Below are 20,827 nucleotides of genomic sequence, written 5' to 3' on the forward strand. Positions count from 1 at the left end.
TTTTTTATATTTTTAGTTCATCAGCAAGTTTTTCTAATGTATTTCGATCTTGTATATAATATGTTCGGCCTTCTTTTCTTAAATAATTTTGTTGGCAAAACTGATTTAATACATATAGAAGATGACGGTAGCTGACATTTAAATATTCCGAGGCCTCGGTATGTTTTTCTGTATAACTGTTATTTTGTTCTGTTAATAGAATAAAAGCCGCTAAACGGTTTTCGAATGGATAACTATTATTTTTAGCATAACTTTCCGTTCGGGTAATTGTTTTTTCACCGATAAATTTGCATAGTTTCTGTAGAAAGGTAGCATCTTGTAACAAAAGATGCTGACAATCTTTAAGAGGAAGCGCTAAGCATATACAATCTTCGATTACTTCCACTGTTTTCGTGACGGATTCTACGCCAATTAATCCTAATTCCCCAATGAACGAAGGTGCTTGAATAAAGTTAATTAAGGAAACCTTTCCGTTTTTGTGATTCATATATATTTTTGCTTTCCCGGAAATTAAGTAATAGAGATAAGGGAGAGCATTTCCTTCGCTACATATCATCTCTTTCGTTTGAAAAGAATGCAGCTCTACATATGGCAAGACATGAAATGAAAATAGGGTATGGAATTGATGGATTCGCATGTATTGATAAATTTCTTCCTCATTTTTGCTGATTTTCATATTTTCACCCCCCATGTATAGTATGAGATATCTCCTATTATCTTTACAAGAAGGAATGATACGATTTATGTAAATTTGTTTTTGTAGAAAAGAGAGTGTGATGAATTTATGAAAAAATATAAAACATTGTTATTTGATGTAGATGATACATTACTAGATTTCCAAAGGGCTGAAAAAGTGGCTTTACGGGTGCTTTTTGAAGAGAAGGGAATCCCTTTAACAGACGAGATAGAGGCTCGTTATAAAAAAATAAATAAAGGTCTTTGGGATGCTTTTGAAAAAGGAGAACTATCACGCAATGAAGTTGTAAATACACGATTTTCTCTGTTGTTTAAAGAGTATGGAGAAGAAGTAGATGGAATATTATTCGAAAATAATTATCGTAACTACTTAGAAGAAGGAAATCAACTCATGCAAGGTGCGTTTGAATTTATAAATCAAATTCAAGGAGAGTATGAATTGTATATAGTGACAAATGGTGTTTCTAAGACGCAAGATAAACGTTTGCGTAATGCAGGGTTACATTCATTGTTTAAAGATGTTTTTGTTTCTGAAGATACAGGTTTTCAAAAGCCGATGAAAGAGTATTTTGATTATGTTTTTGAACGGATTCCTAACTTTGCACTTGAAGAAGGGCTGATTATTGGAGATTCATTAAGCGCTGATATTAAAGGTGGATATGTAGCGGGAATTGATACTTGTTGGTTTAATCCAGAAAGAAAATTAAATGATAGTGGGATTATACCGACATATGAAGTGCATAATTTTGAAGAATTATACGCTCTATTAAAACAGTTTGTTTAATGAAAATAGATGATTCGGGTTTATTTTACATGAATCATTTTTTTCTAAGGTATTTTTCGAGTTAGTATGGAATATAATTCTTTTGTTGCTTTATATGAAACTGTTAACATTTATTTTAGAACATTCAGAAAAACTGTTTGACATTAGGAAATTATTGCTATAAAATCAACGGTAATTGCATAGTCTTATCAAGAAAAGGTGGAGGGACAGGCCCGATGAAACCTTGGCAACAGCCGTATAACGGAATTGTGCCAAATCCTGCAGGTAGTAATCCTGAGAGATAAGAAAGAGCCTTTAGAGCGTGTTTTCAAACTGCTCCTTTCTTGTTTTCAGGAAAGGGGCAGTTTTTTATTTTGTATAAAAGAAAGGAGAATGAGAGATGGGAGAATCATGGGGAAAAGGAACGATTTGTGTGCAAGGTGGCTATACGCCAAAGAATGGTGAACCACGTGTTTTACCACTTTATCAAAGCACAACGTATAAATACGATACTTCGGATGATTTAGCAGCTCTATTTAACTTAGAGGCAGAAGGATATATTTATACGCGTATTGGAAACCCTACTCTAGCCGCATTTGAGCAGAAGTTATCAGATTTAGAAGGCGGTGTAGGAGCTGTTGCAACGGCTTCTGGGCAAGCAGCTATTATGCTCGCCGTTTTAAATATTTGTAGTAGTGGGGATCATTTACTTTGTTCTTCAACGGTTTACGGGGGAACGTTTAATTTATTTGGAGTGAGTTTGCGTAAACTGGGCATTGATGTTACGTTCTTTAATCCAAATTTAACGGCAGATGAAATTACGGCGCTTGCTAATGACAAGACGAAACTTATCTATGCAGAATCGTTAGGAAATCCAGCGATGAATGTTTTAAATTTTAAAGAATTTTCAGCTGCCGCTAAAGAATTAGAGGTACCTTTTATCGTTGATAATACATTAGCAACTCCTTATTTATGCCAGGCGTTTGAACATGGGGCCAATATTATTGTTCATTCTACGACTAAATATATCGATGGGCATGCGAGCTCCTTAGGCGGTATTGTAATTGACGGTGGAAACTTTGATTGGACAAATGGGAAGTATCCTGAACTTGTTGAACCAGATCCAAGTTATCATGGTGTAAGTTACGTTCAAAACTTTGGTGCAGCAGCGTATATTGTGAAAGCACGTGTTCAGCTATTAAGAGATTATGGAAATTGTATGAGCCCATTCAATGCATATATTAGCAATATTGGCTTAGAAACATTGCATTTACGAATGGAACGTCATAGTGAAAATGCTCTTGCAGTTGCTAATTGGCTTGCTAATCATGAACGTATTGAATGGGTGAATTATCCGGGCTTAGATAGTAATGAAAATTACTCATTAGCACAACAGTATTTGAAAAAAGGTGCTAGTGGTGTTTTAACTTTCGGTATTAAAGGCGGATTAGAAGCAGCAAAAGAATTTATCGCAAATGTAAAACTAGCAACTCTCGTAACGCACGTAGCTGATGCACGAACTTGCGTTATACATCCTGCTAGTACGACGCATAGACAATTAAATGCTGAAGATCAGCGTTTAGCTGGTGTTACATCTGATTTAATTCGTTTATCGGTTGGTATAGAAGATGTTTCTGATATTATTGCAGATTTAGAAGCAGCTCTAGTTGGAGGCAAAACACATGCCGATCATAATTGATAAAGATTTACCGGCTCGCAAAGTGTTGCAAAAAGAAAATATTTTTGTAATGACGAAGGAGCGGGCAGAAACACAAGATATACGTGCTTTGAAAATTGCTATATTAAATTTAATGCCAACGAAGCAAGATACAGAGGCGCAATTACTTCGCTTAATTGGAAACACACCGTTACAATTAGATGTTCATTTGCTTCATATGGAATCACATCTATCTCGTAATGTAACGCAAGAACATTTAACAAGCTTTTATAAAACGTTTCGTGATATTGAAAATGAAAAGTTTGATGGGCTTATTATTACAGGAGCGCCAGTGGAGACCCTTGCTTTTGAAGAGGTAGATTATTGGGAAGAGCTTAAACATATTATGGAGTATTCAAAAACGAATGTAACATCTACGCTTCATATTTGCTGGGGAGCACAGGCTGGTTTGTACTATCATTATGGCGTTCCAAAGTATCCTCTTAAGGAAAAAATGTTCGGTGTGTTTGAACATGAAGTTTGCGAGCAACATGTGAAACTGTTACAAGGGTTTGATGAATTGTTTTTTGCCCCGCATTCTCGTCATACAGAAGTACGAGAGAGTGATATTAGAGAGGTGACAGAATTAACACTGTTAGCAAACTCTGAGGAAGCAGGTGTTCACCTTGTTATTGGGCAAGGAGGAAGACAAGTGTTTGCGCTTGGGCATAGTGAATATAGTTGTGACACGTTAAAGCAAGAATACGACCGGGACCGCCAAAAAGGGTTAAATATTGATGTGCCGAAAAACTATTTTAAGCATAATAATCCAAATGAGAAGCCGCTTGTACGGTGGAGGAGCCATGGGAATCTATTATTCTCTAATTGGCTGAATTATTACGTGTATCAAGAAACCCCTTATATATTGTAAAGAAAGATTGTGTAACACGTGGTAACGTTTTCCTTGTAAAGATTAACCTTTATTTTTCCGAATGTTCAAAATACATTGTTTTTCAGGTTTTTTACTCATATAATTTCATCTAAACACAATTTTTGAGGGGTGGAAAGTACTATGAAAGAAATTCAAGTTGGGTTATTAGGTCTTGGGACGGTTGGCAGTGGTGTGGTTCGTATTATTACGGATCATCAAGAACGACTCATACACCAAGTAGGTTGTCCAGTGAAGGTAACGAAAGTATTAGTGCAAAACATTGAGAAAGAGAGAGAGGTAGAGGTACCTTCTACTCTATTAACACAAGATGCACATGAAATTTTAGATAATCCAAATATTGATGTTGTCATCGAAGTGATGGGTGGCATTGATGATGCAAAATCATATATTTTACAAGCTTTAAAAAGCGGAAAGCATGTTGTAACTGCAAATAAAGACTTAATGGCATTACATGGAGCTGAATTATTAGCGACAGCAAAAGATAATAAGGCTGATTTATTCTATGAGGCGAGTGTGGCAGGGGGAATTCCAATTTTACGCAGTATCGTAGAAGGACTTTCTTCAGATCTTATTACGAAAGTAATGGGAATTGTAAATGGAACGACTAATTTTATTTTGACGAAAATGTCAGACGAAGGGAGAGCATATAACGACGTGTTAAAAGAAGCCCAACAACTTGGATTTGCAGAAGCGGATCCAACATCAGATGTAGAAGGTTTAGATGCAGCAAGAAAAATGACAATTTTGGCTACCCTTGGTTTCTCTACAAATGTAGAGCTTGGAGATGTGAAGGTAAAAGGGATTACTTCTATTACAGAAGAAGATATTGAATACAGTAAGAGTTTAGGATACACGATTAAATTAATCGGTCTTGCGAAGCGAGATGGTGAAAAATTAGAGGTTACAGTTGAACCGACTTTACTTCCAAATACACATCCTCTTGCGGCCGTGCAAAACGAATATAACGCTGTATATGTGTATGGTGAAGCAGTTGGAGAAACAATGTTTTATGGACCAGGTGCAGGAAGTTTACCGACAGCAACGGCTGTTGTTTCCGACCTAGTAGCTGTAATGCAAAATATTAGATTAGGGGTAACAGGAAATAGTGCTGTAGTCCCGCAATATCAAAAGGTACTAAAAGAGCCAGACGAAATTGTTGTGAAGAAGTTTTTAAGACTTCATGTAAAAGATGAAATTGGTGTATTTGCAAAGATCACTTCATTATTCTCTGAGCGCGGAGTTAGCTTTGAAAAAATTATTCAAATGCCGCTTGAAGAGAAAGGAAAGGCTGAAATTGTAATTGTAACGCATCGTGCGTCTCTTGCTGATTATGATTATATTCTACATACGTTGCAAGGGTATGAAGAAATAGATTGTTTGAAAGCGAACTATCGAATTGAAGGGGATGCTAAGTAGTATCTCTTACCATAAAACAGAAAGAGCCTATTAAGCAGCTTGCTTAATAGGCTCTTTTCTATTTAAAATCTGCGTACCAACTTGAATAAATGCTTGGATAATCCAGCCTGTTGTAAAGGATAAGATGATTGTTCCAAAATAGATAGGTCCATCTAATAAAAAGCTTAGCGTTAAAAATAAAAAGGCTAATGAAATCTCTGTTCTTCTAAACGTCCATTTTTTCTTCTCAGCAACCGTTAAAACGAAAGCTTCTTGAGGTGCTGGGCAAAGGTTCGTAGAGACGTAAAGGCCAATTCCAGCTCCAACAAATAGATTTCCGCAAATAAGTGTTATATATTTTGGAAGAGAGCGGATAGCATCCATAATAGTTGTAGTGGAACCAATCCAATCAACAAAAAGAGAAATAAGAACCATCGTTACGATAGTACCAATTGTTATTTGTTTTTTATTCCAAAAGAGTACGATAAGTGTAAAAGCGAAGTTAATCATGAAAATCCAAAAACCTATACTTATCCCGAAATTTTGATATAGTGCAATAAAGAAGGAATCATAAGGGCTAAGTCCAAAGGAAGTAATGGTCGTCATCATATTAATACCGATGGCGAGAATGAGTAGACCGCCAATGAAAAATATATATTCTAATTTGAATCGAAACATAGTTGTATATCCTTTCAAAATGTATTTGCTAGGAAAGGATATATTGTGGAAAGCTTACCAGGTCAAGGGAGAATTTTTGTGAGAAGGGGAAAATGAGATGACAAATATAAGAAAGATTGCTGAACTTGCTGGGGTATCTATTTCAACTGTTTCACGTGTACTAAATAATCATCCTTATGTGAATGAACAGAAACGAAAAGAAATTTTAGCAATTATAGAAGAATTAAATTATACGCAAAATGTGAATGCAATTCATTTAGTGAAGGGAAAAACGAATGTAATTGGCGTTTTATTACCGCACGTAAATGATCAATATTATAGCGCTATTATTGAAGGAATATCGAAGGAAACAGCAAAGAATAATTATAATATGATGCTTTGCCAGACGAATTATAGCGAAGAAAGAGAACTAGAAATTTTAAATATGTTAAAAATGAAAAAGCTTGATGGGGTTATTATTTGTTCTCGGGCAAATAGTAAGGAGAAGCTTGAAGAATATACGAAATTCGGCCCGATTGTTATGTGTGAAGAAATAGATTCAAAATGCATTTCAAGTGTCCATATCGATTACTACAAAGTATTTTCACATGGGATGAAAAGCTTAATAGATACCGGTCATACACGTATTGGATATTGTATTGGAAGAAGTAATAGCGTTAATAGCCAAAGACGAAAGAAGGCGTATGAAGATTCGCTTCAACAGAGTACCGTAACACCGTTAGAGACCTGGAAATTTGAGGGTTGTTTTACAGTGGAAGATGGACGCAATGTAATTAGAGAATGGGCTCATATGTCAGTAAAACCGACGGCGTTCCTTGTATCTTGTAACCATATTGCAGCGGGGATGGTTACAGAAGCAAAAAAACAAGGAATTCGTATTCCGGGTGATATTACGATTATCGGGTGTGATGATCAAGAGGTGGCAGATATATTGGGTATAACGACGATTTCGCATTCTAGTAAAAACGTTGGAATGAGAGCGTTTGAATTATTATATGAAAAGATTAGTGAAGAGAAATTAGATGTGAAGCATATAGAGTTATTACCAGAGTTAGTAGATAGAGAAACGACATAATTGAGAAGGTGTGAGAATCGCTTTTCAAAATTTCGTTTGGTATAATTATGGACAATCTATGAGGGCTAAAAGGGGTTTTGATATGAGATCAAAAGTAGTAAAAGTAATTCTACTCATTACAATTGCATCTTTCTGTTTATTTGCATATGGCTTTGTTTCAGGTGTAAATGATGTATTAAATCCAAAAGCTTCAAATTTAATTAAAAAGACCGATGTAGTAGCAAAAGAGAAAAGGAAAACGGGAACATTACAAATCGTTAGTTTAGGTGATTCATTAACGCGTGGCGTTGGTGATAAAGAAGGAATTGGTTATGTTGGGCGAATGAAAGAGGATTTACAAAAAGATTATAAGCAAAAAATTGCATTAACAAATTTAGCAGTTAGTGGTGCAAAAATGCCCGATTTATTAAAACAAATTGAAAGTAATGGCGCTAAATATTCAATTAAGCAAGCAGATGTAATCGTGTTAACGATTGGTGGGAATGATTTGTTCCCGGGCTGGGAATCGCTTGGGAAAATAGATTTAGAGACGTATCGTCCTGACACAGAAACATTTCAAAATGAAGCAAAGAAAATTATAGAAGAAATTCGTAAATTAAATACAGATAGTCCGATTTTTTGGCTTGGTTTATACAATCCTTTTGAAGATGTAGAAGATTTAAAAGGGTCTTCAAACATTGTTGTGGACTGGAATGCATCTTTAGAGAAGTTAGCGCTAAACGATAAAAATGTGTATATTACACCGACATTTGATTTATTCCAAAACCGCGGGAAAGATTTATTATACTCTGATCATTTTCATCCGAACGAAGTAGGTTATACGTATATGGCAGAACGTTTAGTTCAAAACGTTGTAAGTAAATTAAAACTAGAACAAGGAGGGGTAAAATGACGACGATACTTTCTGTACGAGACTTGAAGAAGATAATTGGAAAGAAGACTCTTGTAGAGAATATTTCCTTTGATGTAAAGCAAGGAGAAGTGTTCGGGTTCTTAGGACCAAATGGTGCTGGAAAGACGACTACCATTCGAATGTTAGTCGGATTGATTAAGGCGACAGAAGGTACGATTTCTATCGGTGGTTATTCGATTAAGGAAAATTTCAGAGAAGCGATGCGTCAAATTGGGAGTATCGTTGAAAACCCAGAACTGTACACATATTTAACAGGATGGGAAAATTTAAAGCAATTTGCTCGTATGTTAGGTGATATATCAGATGAACGTATTATTGAAATTGCTGAAATGGTTCATTTAGATGAAAGAATTCATGACAAGGTAAAAACGTACTCACTTGGTATGAAACAACGCCTTGGAATTGCGCAGGCGCTCCTTGGGAATCCAAAATTGCTCATATTAGATGAGCCAACGAATGGTTTAGATCCAGCAGGGATTAGAGAACTTAGGGAATTTATACATAAGCTTGTAAAAGAAGAAAATATGAGCGTGTTTATTTCAAGTCACTTGCTAAGTGAAGTGCAAATGATATGCGATCGCGTTGCTATTATTCATAAAGGAAAGATGATAACAGTTGCCAAGGTTGAAGAATTAATTAAAACAGCAAGCGATCGTGTAGAATGGATTGTTACACCGATTTCTAAGGCGAAAGATATGCTAGAAGCGGCCGAGGAAATAAGAGAAGTGAGTGTAGAAGGCGAGCGATTACTATGCCGCATGGATATTGCATCTATAAGTAGTTGGAATAAACACTTTGTTGAAAATGAAATAGATGTACATAGCGTTAAGGAGCTCATATTTACGCTAGAAGATTTATTTATTGAACTCACAAGGGGTGAGCAGCATGCGTGAATTTGCGAATCTAGTTTTAAATGAATCAGAAAAGATTTACCGCAAGAAACGTATTTTTGTTGTCATGCTTATTTTAGCAATCTTGATCCCGCTTTTTGTGTACGCGCAGTATCGTGAAATAGAAACGACACAAAAAAGACTCGGTACAACTGATTGGAAGGTTTCATTACAACAGCAAATTGTTGATTCTCAAAATCGATTGAACAATTCTAGGTTGCCAGAAGAATGGCGTGATTGGTTAAAGGTAAGAGTTGAGCAACAACAATATTATTTAGATCATGATATTAACCCGATGGCACCGGGTGCACCGACTTTTGTCAGAGCATTTATTGAACAAGGAATTACGTTATTTATTCCGCTTCTCGTAATGATTGTCGCCATTGATATCGTTTCAGGAGAACGAAGTGATGGGACGATGAAGATGTTACTTACGCGGCCGATTCGGCGCTGGAAAATACTCCTTAGTAAATACGTGACGATGTTATTTTTCATTTCGCTCATACTGTTTCTTGTAGGTTTGTTTGCCTACATATTATCAGGGCTTGTATTTGGGTACTCGGGATGGAATTTACCTGTTTTAACAGGATTCGTCATTGATAAGGAAACGTTAAATACGAACTTTGTACATCTTATTCCGCAGTGGCAATACATCTTAATGGCGTATGGACTAGCCTGGTTTGTTGCTATCGTTGTTGGAACTATATCATTTATGGTCTCTGTTTTAATTCGTAATACACCAGCTGGTATGGGCGTTATGCTAGCTGCATTAATTGCAGGTGGTATTTTAAGCTCGTTCGCAACATCTTGGGAAGGCGCCAAGTATATTTTTAGTGTGAATTTATCATTAACGGATTATTTATCAGGAAAATTACCTGCATTACAAGGTTTATCGATGGGGTTTTCTTTGATGAATTTAACTGTTTGGGCAGTTGTTTCTCTTGTTATTTCGTTCGTAGTATTTACAAGACAGGATATGGTGAATTAATTAGACAGGAAGTGACAGTATGGAAAATGTTTTAAAGAATGATTGGGAGCCACTATTGGCACCAGAATTCGAGAAAGAGTACTATCTTACTCTATCCAGTTTTTTGACAGAAGAATACAGCATGCATGTTGTTTATCCGAAGGTAGAAGATATCTTTAACGCTCTTCAGTATACAAGTTATGAAAATACAAAGGTTGTTATTTTAGGACAAGATCCATATCATGGACCGAATCAAGCGCATGGTTTAAGCTTTTCTGTACAACCTGGTGTTAAAACACCACCATCATTGTTAAATATGTATAAAGAACTTCGAGATGAATATGGTTATGAAATCCCGAATAACGGTTATTTAGTAAAATGGGCGGAACAAGGAGTATTACTACTAAATACCGTATTAACAGTTCGTGAAGGCGAAGCAAATTCTCATAAGGGAAAAGGATGGGAGCACTTCACAGATCGTGTAATTGAACTGTTGAACGAACGTGAAAAGCCAGTTATTTTCATATTGTGGGGGCGCCATGCGCAGGCGAAGAAGAAGTTAATTACGAATCCGAATCATCATATTATCGAATCTGTACATCCAAGCCCATTATCGGCAAGACGTGGTTTCTTTGGTAGTAAGCCATATTCTAAAGTAAATACGATTTTAGCTAATATGGGCGAAAGAGAAATTGATTGGGAAATTCCAAATTTATAAATAGAAAAGGTAGTTAACAGTCGTTAACTACCTTTTTATTATCATTGTTGCTCGTTCTTTAATTTTGCATCTAGTACAAAAGTACCAAATGGTATAACTGATGAAACGAATGCTCCAAGTGCCCATAAAATTGATTTACGGTGTACGATTGTTACTTGAATTACTGCAAAGATGAATAGAATAAATAGAACACCATGAGCCATGCCTGTAATTTTAACAGCTGTTGCAAATCCTGCGAAATATTTTAATGGCATTGCTACAAATAATAGTAATAGGAAAGAAATACCCTCAACTAGTCCAATTGCTCTTAATCGTCCGATTGGTGTAGATAACATAAAGTAGCCTCCTTTAACGTATGCTTGTATATAGTAAATTTGTATTCTTTTTCAAAATAAAATAGTCTATTTTGTTTCATTATATACAAAAAGAAAGTTTACACTACGAGAATAGTGCAAAGTTCAAAATATAGTCACAAAAGCATGAGAATTTAAATAAAAACCTATTTGAAGTATTTGACTTCAAATAGGTTTTGTGAATGAAAATATTAAACAAGTACATCCGTTTTTAAAACGAATTTCTCTACAACTTTTGCAACACCATCGTTCATATTTGTATCTGTTACGTAGTTTGCAATTTCTTTAATATCATCAGGTGCATTGCCCATTGCAACACCAAGACCAGCAAATTCAATCATTGCTTGGTCGTTATAGCTATCGCCCATTGCGATAACTTCTTCACGCTTAATGCCAAGCTTTTGAATCAGTTTGTTTAAGCTCGTTCCTTTTGTAACACCGGCTTCTGTAAATTCTAAGAAGAATGGTTTCGAACGCATCACGCTTAATTGGCCTTCTAGTTGTTTTTGTAGTTTCTTTTCAACTTCAACAAGGCGTTCAGCCTCTTTATTCATTAATACTTTTACTACAGGCTCTTTAACTGCGGCTTTAAAGTCATCTACTACAACAATTGGCATACCAGTAATATCGCCCTCAATTTCAGTATAAGGATTATTTTCTTCCGTTACGATATCATCGCCCATATAAGTATGAATCCATACATCTTCAGTTTTACTAATTTCAAATAGGTTGTGAACGATTTCAGGAGATAGCGTACTACTAAAGATTTCTTCGTTTGTTTTACAGTTAATAATTTTTGCACCATTAAAAGATAAAATGAAACTGCCGTATTCTTCTAAACGAAGCTCTTTGGCTACATTGCGCATACCAAACGTTGGACGTCCAGAAGCAAGTACAACCTTTACCCCTTGCTCTTGTGCAGTCATTAACGCTTCTTTCGTACGAGGTGAAATAGTATGGTCATCACGTAATAAAGTATCATCTAAATCTAAAACAATCATTTTATAAGTCATATAGAAAATTCCTTTCTTTAATTGAAATCAAAATACATGTTCATGAAGATGTTGAGGAATAATAGTAAGACATCAAACCTCTTTGAAAAGAAGTAGATAAATTATTATGAGTGTGTTGCTCATAATATTGGTTAATAATCATTGGGGATGAATAAAACCCCAATGATTAAAGTTTGATTTTATCGTAACAACTCTAAAGGTAGAGTGCAATAATGGAAGTTTTCCAATTTACGATATTTGTTTTGCTGTGGAACGAGAAAATAGTATTTCTAGCAAGATTGCCATTACAGATCCAAGAACGAGACCATTACTTAAAAACGATGCTAGAAATGGTGGAAGTGTGGAATATGCTCCTGCTGGAACAAACATAACTCCGACTCCTGTAAAGATTGAAAGACCGGCTACTTTAAATAATCGTTCTTTATCCTGGACAGTTTCGTATTCTCGAAAGGCGAGGCCAATCATGCTTGCGAATACAGGATAAATAGCGGCATAACCAACTGCAACAGGGATTGCTGCAAAGAATGAAGTAATCTTTGGAAATATACTAACGACAATAATAAAGCTTGACCCTAATATAAACGGGAGACGTTTATAAATATTAGTCGTTGCAATAAAACCTGCTGATCCAGAAATAGCGACAGGCCCAATAGCTGAAAACAGGCCGCCTAGCAATTGGTTGATTCCTGTTATAATGCCAGCTTGTTTAAAACGATCTGATGCAGTATTTTCTTCATATTTAGAGACAACCTTTTGTACAACGCGAATACTTGCTAACATATTTGTTAGAAGTAAGAGTGTAACGAAAATGACTGTAATTACCATATTCCATTCAACACGAGGCATTCCGAAAACAAATAAGGACGGAAAACGGATTATGTCTGTCACTGGTGTTATTGGATTAGATAATCCGAAGCATGCGAATAATATCCAGCCGCATATGATACTGAAAAGAACGGAATATTGTCCAATAATAGGTAGCTTCATGATGAAAAAGGATAGTAAAATAACAATGAGTGAAAGAATAAATACGTTAGGTTGTACTTCTGTATGTTTTCCATCAAGGCCAAACATTCCCTTTAAGAAGGAGCCACTAAGCTGCGCGACAAGAAGAAATAAATACGTTCCAATGACTGTCGGTGTAAAATAGCGAACAAGTTTATCAATAAGTCCAAAAACGCTAAGAATAATACAAATAATACCGCTTAATAAGAAAGCATATTGAAGAACTTTAAGTGTCTCATTGCTGGATCCAAATAATACGACACCTAAACTTGCGTAAAGGGAGAAAATTCCCCACCAAAGGCCAGCAGGACCTTCTTGAATAGGAAGTTTATGCCCAAATATAGCTTGCAAGAGACCAGCAAAGCCTAGAACAAATAACGTTCTTTGTACGAATGCGATAGCTTCAGCGCCATCAAGACCATAACTAGTTGCGACACTAATTGGTACAATAAGGCTTCCAGCTAAAATAAATAGTGCCCATTGTAAGGCGGAAAGAAATGTCTTCATTATATCAACCTCTTTCATAGATTCCGTATCTAGTATATACGTATTTTATTTCCACTGGCAAAGATTGTAGATAGAGAAAAGAGTTGAAACAAGGTATGAATGCACGTAAGCAATTATGGATAGCAGTTATATGTATGACTTTTGTTGTAATTCTAGGAACGATAGGATTTATGACGATCGAAGAGATTAGTTTGTTTCAAGCATTTTGGATGACGATGATTACTGTATTGACTGTTGGATACGGGGATGCCGTTCCTGTAACGCAAGCGGGGAAAGTATTTGCGCTCCTTATTATTCCTGTTGGCGTAGGTATTGTTACGTATGCAATTGGGGTAGTGGCAGCTATGATTATTGAAGGGAATTTATTTCATGCAGTACGGAGGAAGAAGATGGATAAACAAATAGCGCAGTTGAAAAATCATATTATAGTATGTGGTTGCGGTAGAGTGGGGCTTCAAGTTGTACATGAATTGCAAGAAAAGAATATTCCATTTGTCGTTGTTGATAAAGATGAAAGTATATCGGGGCAGGAAAAGCTTTTATTTGTACATGGAGATGCAACGGAAGATCAAGTATTACATAATGCCGGAATTTTAGAAGCAGCTGGTTTAGTTGCTATTGTTGCAAATGATGCCGAAAATGTATTTATTACATTAACAGCCAGAGGATTAAACGATACGATTAAAATTGTGGCGAGATCTGAAAAGCCAGAAACTGAAGAGAAATTAAGGCGTGCTGGTGCAAATAAGGTTATTAATCCATCTAGTATGGCAGGTATTCATATCGCAAAAGGTATTGCCAATCCATTAACCGTTCATTATATTGATACAGTGTTGTATGGAGTGGAACAGTCATTTGTCATTGAAGAAATTCTAGTTGGAAAAGATTCAATATTAGTTGGTAAATCGTTACTAGAGAGTAATGTAAGGAATCAGTTTGATGTAACAATATTAGCGATTTTAAGAAATGGTAATATTATACATAATCCAGCGGGGCAGGAAAAATTGAAAGAACGTGATATGATAATAGTATTTGGTTCAGTAGAGAAACTGGGACAATTCGAGAAAGAATTACAAAGTACGAGGTGATAAGGAATGCAAATATCTAGCGACAAGATTTTAAATAAAATGGCGAATGAAATTGCGAAGGCAAAAAGTAGTGAAGGACAAAAGTCAAAAGAACATTTATTAGTTGTGCGCGCTTTATGTGACTTATTATTAGATGAACAAGTTGAAACATCTACATATAGAGAACCACAAATTCCATCGAAAGTAATTGGATCACAACCAGTAACAACTATGCAACCAATTGCACCTGTTTCTGGGGAGCCAGTATATATAAAAGAAAGTGATGCAAACGGTAATTCTTTATTTGATTTTTAGAAGATAAATCGTTTGGCTTATATGCAAAAATTGCTTATGATAAAGGTAAAAAAGGGGAATTAAGATGAAAATTTTCTTTTTACTAGGTTGTATTGCAGCGGGGCTATCTGTTGCGTTAGGGGCCTTTGGAGCACACGGTTTAGAAAATAAAATTTCTGCAAAAATGTTAGAAGTGTGGAAAACAGGCGTTACATATCAAATGTTTCATGCAGGTGGACTATTCGTAGTTGCTTTATTAATGGATAAGGTCCAATCATCACTTTTAACTACTGCTGGTTGGCTAATGGTAGCTGGGATTATTATGTTCTCAGGTAGTTTGTATGCATTAAGTACGACAGGAATTAAGTTCTTTGGCCCAATTACACCTCTTGGTGGTGTAGCATTTATTGTGGCATGGATTTTAGTCGGAACTGCAGTTGTAAAAGGATTATAAAAAAACAAAAGCTGGCATATGCCAGCTTTTTTTATGGTCTTGGAGCATAAGTTGCTTGTTGACTAGGTAAATACGTAATTTCCTCTGGAAATTCTACGTAATCTAAGTAAATCATTAGTAGTAAATAGCGTTTTCCTGATTGTGGTTCACTAATAACGATATGGTCACGGCCAGCCGCTTCAATAATACCTGTATAAGATTGTGTACCAAGGGAACTGCCACGTTCATAAGTCATTACAACCGTAGCTTGCTTACCTTTGTTTAAGCGAAGGATATTTTCAATATAGGATTGCTCTAGAGGTAACATGCCTTGAGAAATTGCATATTGAGCTTGTGCAGCTTGAGCTGATTGTTGTTGCATTGCTTGCTGTTGTTGTTGAGTCATTTGTTGCGGTTGTACATAAGTTCCAGATGGTTGATAAAAACCTGTTCCATAGTACGGATTTTGTTGCTGTGCCATTCAAAAATCCCTCCTCATTTTCATCTCTTAATATACGCTAGGACAGTCTTCGCCAGATGGTTGGAAGAAGCAGTGTTTTTTGAAGCGACCAGAGTTTTGTTGGTTATACCAAGTTGGCGGACATGCACCCTCAGGTCTAAAGAACCATAAGGCAAAATTGGCAGGCCAAAAACGTTGCCCTTGAATGGTCCGTCTCGCCAGGGCAATATCTTGTTCACGTGCCCGTTGATAAAAATATCCTTTTTGCGTTGCTTCAAAACCGCCGGGGTTTTGATAAACCATTTGACGTAAATTACGAATGCTTTTAAAGTCTAAACAATTTCCGCGGACACGATTTACCCCAACGTTTCCGACCATTAACATTCCTTGTTGCCCTTCTCCTTCGGCTTCAGCACGCATCAGTCTAGCTAACAACTTTACATCTGCTTCGTTATAAGCAATAACGCCCATTATGTGTCACCTCTCTTTTTGTAATACCTTTTGGAAAGAGGTTTATCTCTAGATGAAGTGTGTAACAATTACTAGTTCATACGTATGAGGAAAAGGACTCAGATATGACAACCAAACGAAGTTTTACATTGAGAGTGGAAAATAAAAAAGCTAGCGTGAGCCAGCTTTTTTATTAAAAAACTTTAGACCATAAGTTTGAGAAGAAATCACCAATAGAGCGCATTGTTAACACAAACCAATTTGCTTTTTCAACTTCCTCTGTCGTTTTTGCAGTAACTTTCATACTTTTACTACCGTCTAAGAAACCATATTTATCAGTTGATTCTAAAGTAATTGAGCCTACTTTGGCATCTTTCTTAGTAGGAGCAACTAAATGTCCATCTTCAGCAAGAGATTTATCTAATTCAGTCCCAATTTTATAAGGCTCTTTGCTACCTTTTTTCGCAATTACTGTTATTTCTTTTTCGGGTGCAACAGTTACTTGGTCTTCTTTCCCTTTTACTACAGAGATTGTATTGTTCTTATTAACTTTTAGTTTTTGTTTTTCAAAGTTATTAAATCCATATTCGATTAATTCACGAGATTCTGTGAAACGTTCATCCATTGATTTTGTTTTAATAATAACTGAGATAAGACGTACATCACCACGTTTAGCAGTAATAGTAAATCCGTATCCAGCTGTATCAGAACTTCCGGTTTTTAAACCATCAGTACCTTCATAAGCGAAAGCAGCTCCTGGTAACATCCAATTCCAGTTTTCCATACGAATTGGTTTTGGATGATTGTCTGGGAAGTTTCTAAATCTTTGTTTTGTATCCTCTAGCATTTCTGGATACTTTGTAATCATTGCTTTTGAAAGCATACCCATATCACGAGCTGACATAGAGTTTTCTGCATTTAGATCAGTTCCCTCAGGATGTTTTCCTTTTAAGTCAGCGTTATTTAAGCCAGTAGCGTTTACAAATTTATATTTCTTTAATCCTAGCTTTTTAGCATGTTCATTTGCAAGATTTAAGAAGTTTTTCTCACTTCCTGCAAGAAGTTCTGCTAAAGCGATACTAGATCCATTTGCAGAGAATATAACAATAGAATGATATAATTCTTTTACAGTATATTGACGTCCTTTTTCGAACGGTACATTAGAGAATTCATTATTACGAGAGACTTCATAAGCGTAATCAGAAATATTTACTTTCGTATCCCATGTGATTTTTCCTTCTTTAATTGCTTCTAAAACAGCATAAACAACAATTAATTTTGACATACTAGCAATAGCTAGCAATTCATCTGGATTTTGCTCGTGAAGTATTTTTCCTGTATCTGCATCAAATAAAAGTGCAGCCGCCGCCTCAATATGTATTTTTTCTTCCGCATGGGATGTTGTTACTCTTAAGGAAGAAATTGACAATACAAGCAATAGTAAAATAGACAAGATTTTTTTCATATAGATTATCACCTTCGCATCGTTATTTAGCATATAGCTCGTATCATTTTAGCATATCTTTACATATAAAAAGGTTACAATTTTACAATAAATTTGAAAAAATGTCGGTTTTTCTTCAAAAGTGCAGAAAAAAGGAGATTTTTGAGGATAAATATAGAGAAGAATAAAAAAAGGAACGAAATTCGTTCCTTTTCACCATTTATATGTGTAAAAATTTCTCTACTTTTTCGTCTGGTAAAATGTTTCCAACGAAGAATGTTCCAAATTCACCATAACGAGCACTTACTTCATCGAAGCGCATTTCATATATAAGTTTTTTAAATTGAAGAACATCGTCAGCGAATAATGTTACGCCCCATTCGAAATCGTCGAATCCAACAGATCCTGAAATCACTTGGCGTACTTTACCTGCATATTGACGACCAATTTTACTATGACTGTACATCATTTTTTTACGCTCTTCCATAGGAAGCATGTACCAGTTGTCATCACCTTGGCGACGCTTATCCATTGGATAGAAGCAAATATGATTTGCTTTCGGCAATTCAGGATATAAGCGAGCTAAAATTTGTGGGTTTTGGTATGGATCCTCATCAGCTGGAAGATAGTTGCTTAATTCAACAACAGATACGTAAGAATATGCAGGAACCATATATTCAGCTAAAGTTGTTTTATTCAATTCTGTCTCAATTTCATTTAACTCTTCCATTGTTGGACGTAAAATCATAAGCATAATATCAGCTTTTTGGCCAACAACTGTATACATTGCGTGACTACCTTTTTTCGCAGTAGCTACTTCGTTCCATTTTTCAACGACATTTAAAAATTCAGACACTGCTTGTCCGCGTTCGTCGCTAGATAATGTTTTCCATGCAGCCCAATCAATAGAACGTAAATCATGTAAACAATACCAGCCATCTAACGTTGTTGTTGCTTCACTCATTCTATTCACCTCAGTTAATGATAGTTTTACACGTTAACTATAGCATATATAGTTTTAAAATCATCTATATAAAACCTTGGCGCATAAAATTGTCACATTTAAGTGTTTAAGCAAGTTGAATTTAACGGCTGAATTTTATGAAAATATAATCATTTTTATTTTATCTATTTTTTGGGAGCTATAAGTTTAAAATATAGAAGAAAAGCAGTATTCTTAAAGATAGAGTATTTTTAACATATGTAGGAGGGTTTATTAGTGAGCAACTTATTTACAACAGTAAAAGAAAAAGTTCAAGGAAAAGGCATTTCTATCGTACTTCCTGAAGGAACTGATGAAAGAATTTTAGGCGCTGCAGAGCGTTTAGCAAAAGAAGAGTTAGTAAAACCAATCTTAGTTGGTAATAAGGAAGAAATTAGCGCAAAAGCTGCTAGCATGAATTTAACATTAGCAGGCGTTGATATTTACGACCCAGCTACATACGAAGAAATGGATGCAATGGTAGCATCTTTCGTTGAACGCCGTAAAGGTAAAGCAACTGAAGAAGACGCTCGCAAAATCCTTAAAGACGAAAACTACTTCGGTACAATGCTTGTATACATGGGAAAAGCACACGGTTTAGTAAGTGGTGCAGCTCACTCTACAGCTGATACAGTTCGTCCAGCACTTCAAATTATTAAAACAAAACCAGGCGTTACAAAAACTTCTGGCGTATTCATTATGGTACGTGAAGAAGAGAAATATGTATTCGCTGATTGCGCAATTAACATTGCACCAAACAGCCAAGATTTAGCTGAAATCGGTATCGAAAGTGCGAAAACTGCTGAGTTATTCGGCATTGATCCACGCGTTGCTATGTTAAGCTTCTCTACAAAAGGTTCTGCGAAATCTCCAGAAACAGAAAAAGTTGTAGAAGCAACTCGCATTGCAAAAGAAATGGCTCCTGAGTTAACTTTAGATGGAGAATTCCAATTCGATGCTGCATTCGTACCATCTGTAGCTGAGAAAAAAGCTCCAGGTTCTACAATTAAAGGTGATGCTAACGTATTCGTATTCCCAAGCTTAGAAGCTGGTAATATCGGCTACAAAATCGCTCAACGTTTAGGTAACTTCGAAGCAGTAGGACCAATCTTACAAGGCTTAAACATGCCTGTAAATGACCTATCTCGTGGATGTAACGAAGAAGAAGTGTACAAGTTAGCTTTAATTACAGCAGCTCAAGCACTTTAATTCTATAATGAATTGAAATAAAGACCGTCGCTATTATAGCGACGGTCTTTATTTTTCTAAGCCAAGTGCTTTATTATTACGATCAATAATACGTTGTAAATTCGTCTCATATAAAGGAATCTCATCTATTGTTAATTGAGATGGAGTTAACTTTGGAGCGAATTGCTGCAATGTTTTTAAAAGACGCATCATTAAATCTTGTACTGTAATGGTTTCGTCAAGTAATTCTGAGAGTGAGGCCATCGTACTTGGTACAATTTCAGGGTACGTAAAGCGTGTTTCTTCCCCTTGAATTGCTAGGTTGTAGAAATCACGAACGAGTGCGGCACGCTCAGAGCCACTTCCTGTAGCACAAAGATAAATTTGGACAGCGACACCGCCGCGAATACGACGTTGTGAAATACCAGCGAATTTTTGATCGCGAATACTTAAATCATAACTACCAGGACAGTAAGAGCCGACAATTTCTTTTGCTTCGATAGTAACGTCGTAATCCTTTAACATCTCCTTAATCAAATGCCACATCGTATCGTATCCAAGATCAATATCGATACCTTTTTCTGTTTCTTGGAATAAAAGTGATACGTTTAAAACACCTTCATCAAGCACGACTGCAAGCCCGCCAGAATTACGAACAATAACATTGAAGTTGTTTTGTTTTAAAAAAGAAATACCTTCTTCTAAATGCGGAAGGCGTGAATCTTGAATACCAAGGACAATTGTATTGTGATGAACCCAAGAACGCATTGTTGCGGCTGACTTGCCATTTCCAATGCTTGTGCATAATGTGTCATCCATTGCGAATGACTGAAGTGCATGGAATGTTGGTCCCAAACTAGATTGATCTACAATGCGCCACTCTGGTTGAGATAAAATGGAACGGGAATTGCTCATATAACTAACCCC

The 20,827-nt window shown here is 36.0% G+C and carries 23 protein-coding genes and 1 riboswitch; of the genes, 13 read left to right on the forward strand and 10 right to left on the reverse strand.

The genetic code is table 11. The features are described from left to right. Positions 1–4: 4 nt before the first annotated feature. On the reverse strand, positions 5–676 hold the full coding sequence (locus CGQ22_RS26870; RefSeq protein WP_089149588.1) for a transcriptional regulator YeiL: 672 nt from the start codon (positions 674–676) through the stop codon (positions 5–7). Between the two features lie 108 nt (positions 677–784). Here CGQ22_RS26870 and CGQ22_RS26875 point away from each other — a divergent pair, with 108 nt between their 5' ends. The 4 genes from CGQ22_RS26875 (at position 785) to CGQ22_RS26890 (ending at position 5,484) form a co-directional block, all read left to right on the forward strand. Beyond that, complete coding sequence (locus CGQ22_RS26875; protein WP_089149582.1) at positions 785–1,480, forward strand: YjjG family noncanonical pyrimidine nucleotidase; 696 nt, start codon at positions 785–787, stop codon at positions 1,478–1,480. Positions 1,481–1,662: 182 nt separating this feature from the next. Next, positions 1,663–1,767: riboswitch (SAM riboswitch) on the forward strand. Between the two features lie 92 nt (positions 1,768–1,859). After that, a complete protein-coding gene (locus tag CGQ22_RS26880; protein ID WP_000504782.1) occupies positions 1,860–3,158 on the forward strand; it encodes a bifunctional O-acetylhomoserine aminocarboxypropyltransferase/cysteine synthase in 1,299 nt (432 codons plus the stop codon). Continuing rightward, the gene (gene metA / locus CGQ22_RS26885) at positions 3,142–4,047 is read left to right on the forward strand and encodes a homoserine O-acetyltransferase MetA (protein ID WP_001121539.1); all 906 of its coding nucleotides are present in this window, start codon (positions 3,142–3,144) and stop codon (positions 4,045–4,047) included. The genes CGQ22_RS26880 and metA overlap by 17 nt, the downstream gene beginning before the upstream one ends. A gap of 141 nt (positions 4,048–4,188) precedes the next feature. Next, positions 4,189–5,484 (forward strand): homoserine dehydrogenase, encoded by a 1,296-nt coding sequence (locus CGQ22_RS26890; protein WP_000659099.1) that lies wholly within the window; start codon positions 4,189–4,191, stop codon positions 5,482–5,484. A gap of 30 nt (positions 5,485–5,514) precedes the next feature. Here CGQ22_RS26890 and CGQ22_RS26895 read toward each other — a convergent pair whose 3' ends face one another. Beyond that, positions 5,515–6,141, reverse strand: a complete 627-nt coding sequence (locus tag CGQ22_RS26895; RefSeq protein WP_000488229.1) for a YczE/YyaS/YitT family protein — start codon at positions 6,139–6,141, stop codon at positions 5,515–5,517. 97 nt (positions 6,142–6,238) lie between these two features. Between CGQ22_RS26895 and CGQ22_RS26900 the strand changes: the two genes are divergently transcribed. The 5 genes from CGQ22_RS26900 to CGQ22_RS26920 are packed head-to-tail and all read left to right on the forward strand — an operon-like array spanning position 6,239 to position 10,704. Then, positions 6,239–7,216, forward strand: a complete 978-nt coding sequence (locus tag CGQ22_RS26900) for a LacI family DNA-binding transcriptional regulator (RefSeq protein WP_000181946.1) — start codon at positions 6,239–6,241, stop codon at positions 7,214–7,216. Between the two features lie 10 nt (positions 7,217–7,226). After that, a complete protein-coding gene (locus tag CGQ22_RS26905) occupies positions 7,227–8,108 on the forward strand; it encodes an SGNH/GDSL hydrolase family protein (RefSeq protein WP_002164264.1) in 882 nt (293 codons plus the stop codon). Further along, positions 8,105–9,022 (forward strand): ABC transporter ATP-binding protein, encoded by a 918-nt coding sequence (locus CGQ22_RS26910; RefSeq protein WP_000207704.1) that lies wholly within the window; start codon positions 8,105–8,107, stop codon positions 9,020–9,022. Before CGQ22_RS26905 ends, CGQ22_RS26910 begins: the two co-directional genes overlap by 4 nt. Further along, positions 9,015–10,007 (forward strand): ABC transporter permease subunit, encoded by a 993-nt coding sequence (locus CGQ22_RS26915; RefSeq protein ID WP_001206477.1) that lies wholly within the window; start codon positions 9,015–9,017, stop codon positions 10,005–10,007. Before CGQ22_RS26910 ends, CGQ22_RS26915 begins: the two co-directional genes overlap by 8 nt. 19 nt (positions 10,008–10,026) lie before the next feature. Next, the gene (locus tag CGQ22_RS26920; RefSeq protein WP_000432516.1) at positions 10,027–10,704 is read left to right on the forward strand and encodes a uracil-DNA glycosylase; all 678 of its coding nucleotides are present in this window, start codon (positions 10,027–10,029) and stop codon (positions 10,702–10,704) included. Between the two features lie 41 nt (positions 10,705–10,745). Here the strand turns inward: CGQ22_RS26920 and CGQ22_RS26925 are convergent, their stop codons facing one another. The 3 genes from CGQ22_RS26925 to CGQ22_RS26935 all read right to left on the reverse strand — a co-directional run bounded on the left by CGQ22_RS26925 (position 10,746) and on the right by CGQ22_RS26935 (position 13,582). Further along, complete coding sequence (locus tag CGQ22_RS26925) at positions 10,746–11,039, reverse strand: DUF3817 domain-containing protein (protein WP_000953396.1); 294 nt, start codon at positions 11,037–11,039, stop codon at positions 10,746–10,748. Between the two features lie 209 nt (positions 11,040–11,248). Next, a complete protein-coding gene (locus CGQ22_RS26930; protein WP_000221382.1) occupies positions 11,249–12,070 on the reverse strand; it encodes a Cof-type HAD-IIB family hydrolase in 822 nt (273 codons plus the stop codon). 228 nt (positions 12,071–12,298) lie between these two features. Next, a complete protein-coding gene (locus tag CGQ22_RS26935) occupies positions 12,299–13,582 on the reverse strand; it encodes a purine/pyrimidine permease (protein ID WP_139032810.1) in 1,284 nt (427 codons plus the stop codon). Positions 13,583–13,677: 95 nt separating this feature from the next. On the opposite strand from CGQ22_RS26935, the gene CGQ22_RS26940 reads away from it, so the two are divergent. From CGQ22_RS26940 to CGQ22_RS26950, 3 genes are all read left to right on the forward strand, one after another. Next, positions 13,678–14,670 (forward strand): potassium channel family protein, encoded by a 993-nt coding sequence (locus CGQ22_RS26940; protein WP_002164263.1) that lies wholly within the window; start codon positions 13,678–13,680, stop codon positions 14,668–14,670. A gap of 6 nt (positions 14,671–14,676) precedes the next feature. Continuing rightward, a complete protein-coding gene (locus tag CGQ22_RS26945; RefSeq protein ID WP_001167350.1) occupies positions 14,677–14,964 on the forward strand; it encodes a YwdI family protein in 288 nt (95 codons plus the stop codon). 64 nt (positions 14,965–15,028) lie between these two features. Further along, a complete protein-coding gene (locus CGQ22_RS26950; protein WP_000688315.1) occupies positions 15,029–15,397 on the forward strand; it encodes a DUF423 domain-containing protein in 369 nt (122 codons plus the stop codon). Positions 15,398–15,428: 31 nt separating this feature from the next. Here the strand turns inward: CGQ22_RS26950 and gerQ are convergent, their stop codons facing one another. From gerQ to hemQ, 4 genes are all read right to left on the reverse strand, one after another. Continuing rightward, positions 15,429–15,857, reverse strand: coding sequence for a spore coat protein GerQ (gene gerQ, locus CGQ22_RS26955; protein WP_000068651.1), 429 nt, complete (start codon positions 15,855–15,857; stop codon positions 15,429–15,431). Positions 15,858–15,884: 27 nt separating this feature from the next. Then, on the reverse strand, positions 15,885–16,307 hold the full coding sequence (gene cwlJ, locus CGQ22_RS26960; protein ID WP_000538154.1) for a cell wall hydrolase CwlJ: 423 nt from the start codon (positions 16,305–16,307) through the stop codon (positions 15,885–15,887). 172 nt (positions 16,308–16,479) lie between these two features. After that, a complete protein-coding gene (locus CGQ22_RS26965; protein WP_000722878.1) occupies positions 16,480–17,751 on the reverse strand; it encodes a serine hydrolase in 1,272 nt (423 codons plus the stop codon). Positions 17,752–17,950: 199 nt separating this feature from the next. Beyond that, positions 17,951–18,694 (reverse strand): hydrogen peroxide-dependent heme synthase, encoded by a 744-nt coding sequence (hemQ, locus tag CGQ22_RS26970; RefSeq protein WP_001287595.1) that lies wholly within the window; start codon positions 18,692–18,694, stop codon positions 17,951–17,953. 255 nt (positions 18,695–18,949) lie between these two features. Between hemQ and pta the strand changes: the two genes are divergently transcribed. Continuing rightward, the gene (gene pta, locus CGQ22_RS26975; RefSeq protein WP_000067215.1) at positions 18,950–19,921 is read left to right on the forward strand and encodes a phosphate acetyltransferase; all 972 of its coding nucleotides are present in this window, start codon (positions 18,950–18,952) and stop codon (positions 19,919–19,921) included. Between the two features lie 48 nt (positions 19,922–19,969). On the opposite strand, the gene lipL is transcribed toward pta, so the two are convergent. Next, positions 19,970–20,815: an octanoyl-[GcvH]:protein N-octanoyltransferase gene (lipL, locus tag CGQ22_RS26980; RefSeq protein WP_000071947.1), complete on the reverse strand. Its 846-nt coding sequence runs from the start codon at positions 20,813–20,815 to the stop codon at positions 19,970–19,972. Between the last annotated feature and the right edge of the window lie 12 nt (positions 20,816–20,827).

The sequence above is a fragment of the Bacillus sp. M13(2017) genome, assembly GCF_002218325.1.
GTDB lineage: Bacteria > Bacillota > Bacilli > Bacillales > Bacillaceae_G > Bacillus_A > Bacillus_A thuringiensis_K.

Coding starts and splice junctions, on each gene's coding strand:
- CGQ22_RS26875 (WP_089149582.1), top strand. CDS start 785: ATGAAAAAATATAAAACATTGTTATTTGATGTAGATGATACATTACTA.
- CGQ22_RS26940 (WP_002164263.1), top strand. CDS start 13,678: ATGAATGCACGTAAGCAATTATGGATAGCAGTTATATGTATGACTTTT.
- CGQ22_RS26930 (WP_000221382.1), bottom strand. CDS start 12,070: ATGACTTATAAAATGATTGTTTTAGATTTAGATGATACTTTATTACGT.
- CGQ22_RS26965 (WP_000722878.1), bottom strand. CDS start 17,751: ATGAAAAAAATCTTGTCTATTTTACTATTGCTTGTATTGTCAATTTCT.
- CGQ22_RS26870 (WP_089149588.1), bottom strand. CDS start 676: ATGAAAATCAGCAAAAATGAGGAAGAAATTTATCAATACATGCGAATC.
- CGQ22_RS26945 (WP_001167350.1), top strand. CDS start 14,677: ATGCAAATATCTAGCGACAAGATTTTAAATAAAATGGCGAATGAAATT.
- metA (WP_001121539.1), top strand. CDS start 3,142: ATGCCGATCATAATTGATAAAGATTTACCGGCTCGCAAAGTGTTGCAA.
- cwlJ (WP_000538154.1), bottom strand. CDS start 16,307: ATGGGCGTTATTGCTTATAACGAAGCAGATGTAAAGTTGTTAGCTAGA.
- CGQ22_RS26895 (WP_000488229.1), bottom strand. CDS start 6,141: ATGTTTCGATTCAAATTAGAATATATATTTTTCATTGGCGGTCTACTC.
- CGQ22_RS26890 (WP_000659099.1), top strand. CDS start 4,189: ATGAAAGAAATTCAAGTTGGGTTATTAGGTCTTGGGACGGTTGGCAGT.
- hemQ (WP_001287595.1), bottom strand. CDS start 18,694: ATGAGTGAAGCAACAACAACGTTAGATGGCTGGTATTGTTTACATGAT.
- CGQ22_RS26935 (WP_139032810.1), bottom strand. CDS start 13,582: ATGAAGACATTTCTTTCCGCCTTACAATGGGCACTATTTATTTTAGCT.
- CGQ22_RS26950 (WP_000688315.1), top strand. CDS start 15,029: ATGAAAATTTTCTTTTTACTAGGTTGTATTGCAGCGGGGCTATCTGTT.
- CGQ22_RS26915 (WP_001206477.1), top strand. CDS start 9,015: ATGCGTGAATTTGCGAATCTAGTTTTAAATGAATCAGAAAAGATTTAC.
- CGQ22_RS26920 (WP_000432516.1), top strand. CDS start 10,027: ATGGAAAATGTTTTAAAGAATGATTGGGAGCCACTATTGGCACCAGAA.
- lipL (WP_000071947.1), bottom strand. CDS start 20,815: ATGAGCAATTCCCGTTCCATTTTATCTCAACCAGAGTGGCGCATTGTA.
- gerQ (WP_000068651.1), bottom strand. CDS start 15,857: ATGGCACAGCAACAAAATCCGTACTATGGAACAGGTTTTTATCAACCA.
- CGQ22_RS26910 (WP_000207704.1), top strand. CDS start 8,105: ATGACGACGATACTTTCTGTACGAGACTTGAAGAAGATAATTGGAAAG.
- CGQ22_RS26900 (WP_000181946.1), top strand. CDS start 6,239: ATGACAAATATAAGAAAGATTGCTGAACTTGCTGGGGTATCTATTTCA.
- CGQ22_RS26925 (WP_000953396.1), bottom strand. CDS start 11,039: ATGTTATCTACACCAATCGGACGATTAAGAGCAATTGGACTAGTTGAG.
- CGQ22_RS26880 (WP_000504782.1), top strand. CDS start 1,860: ATGGGAGAATCATGGGGAAAAGGAACGATTTGTGTGCAAGGTGGCTAT.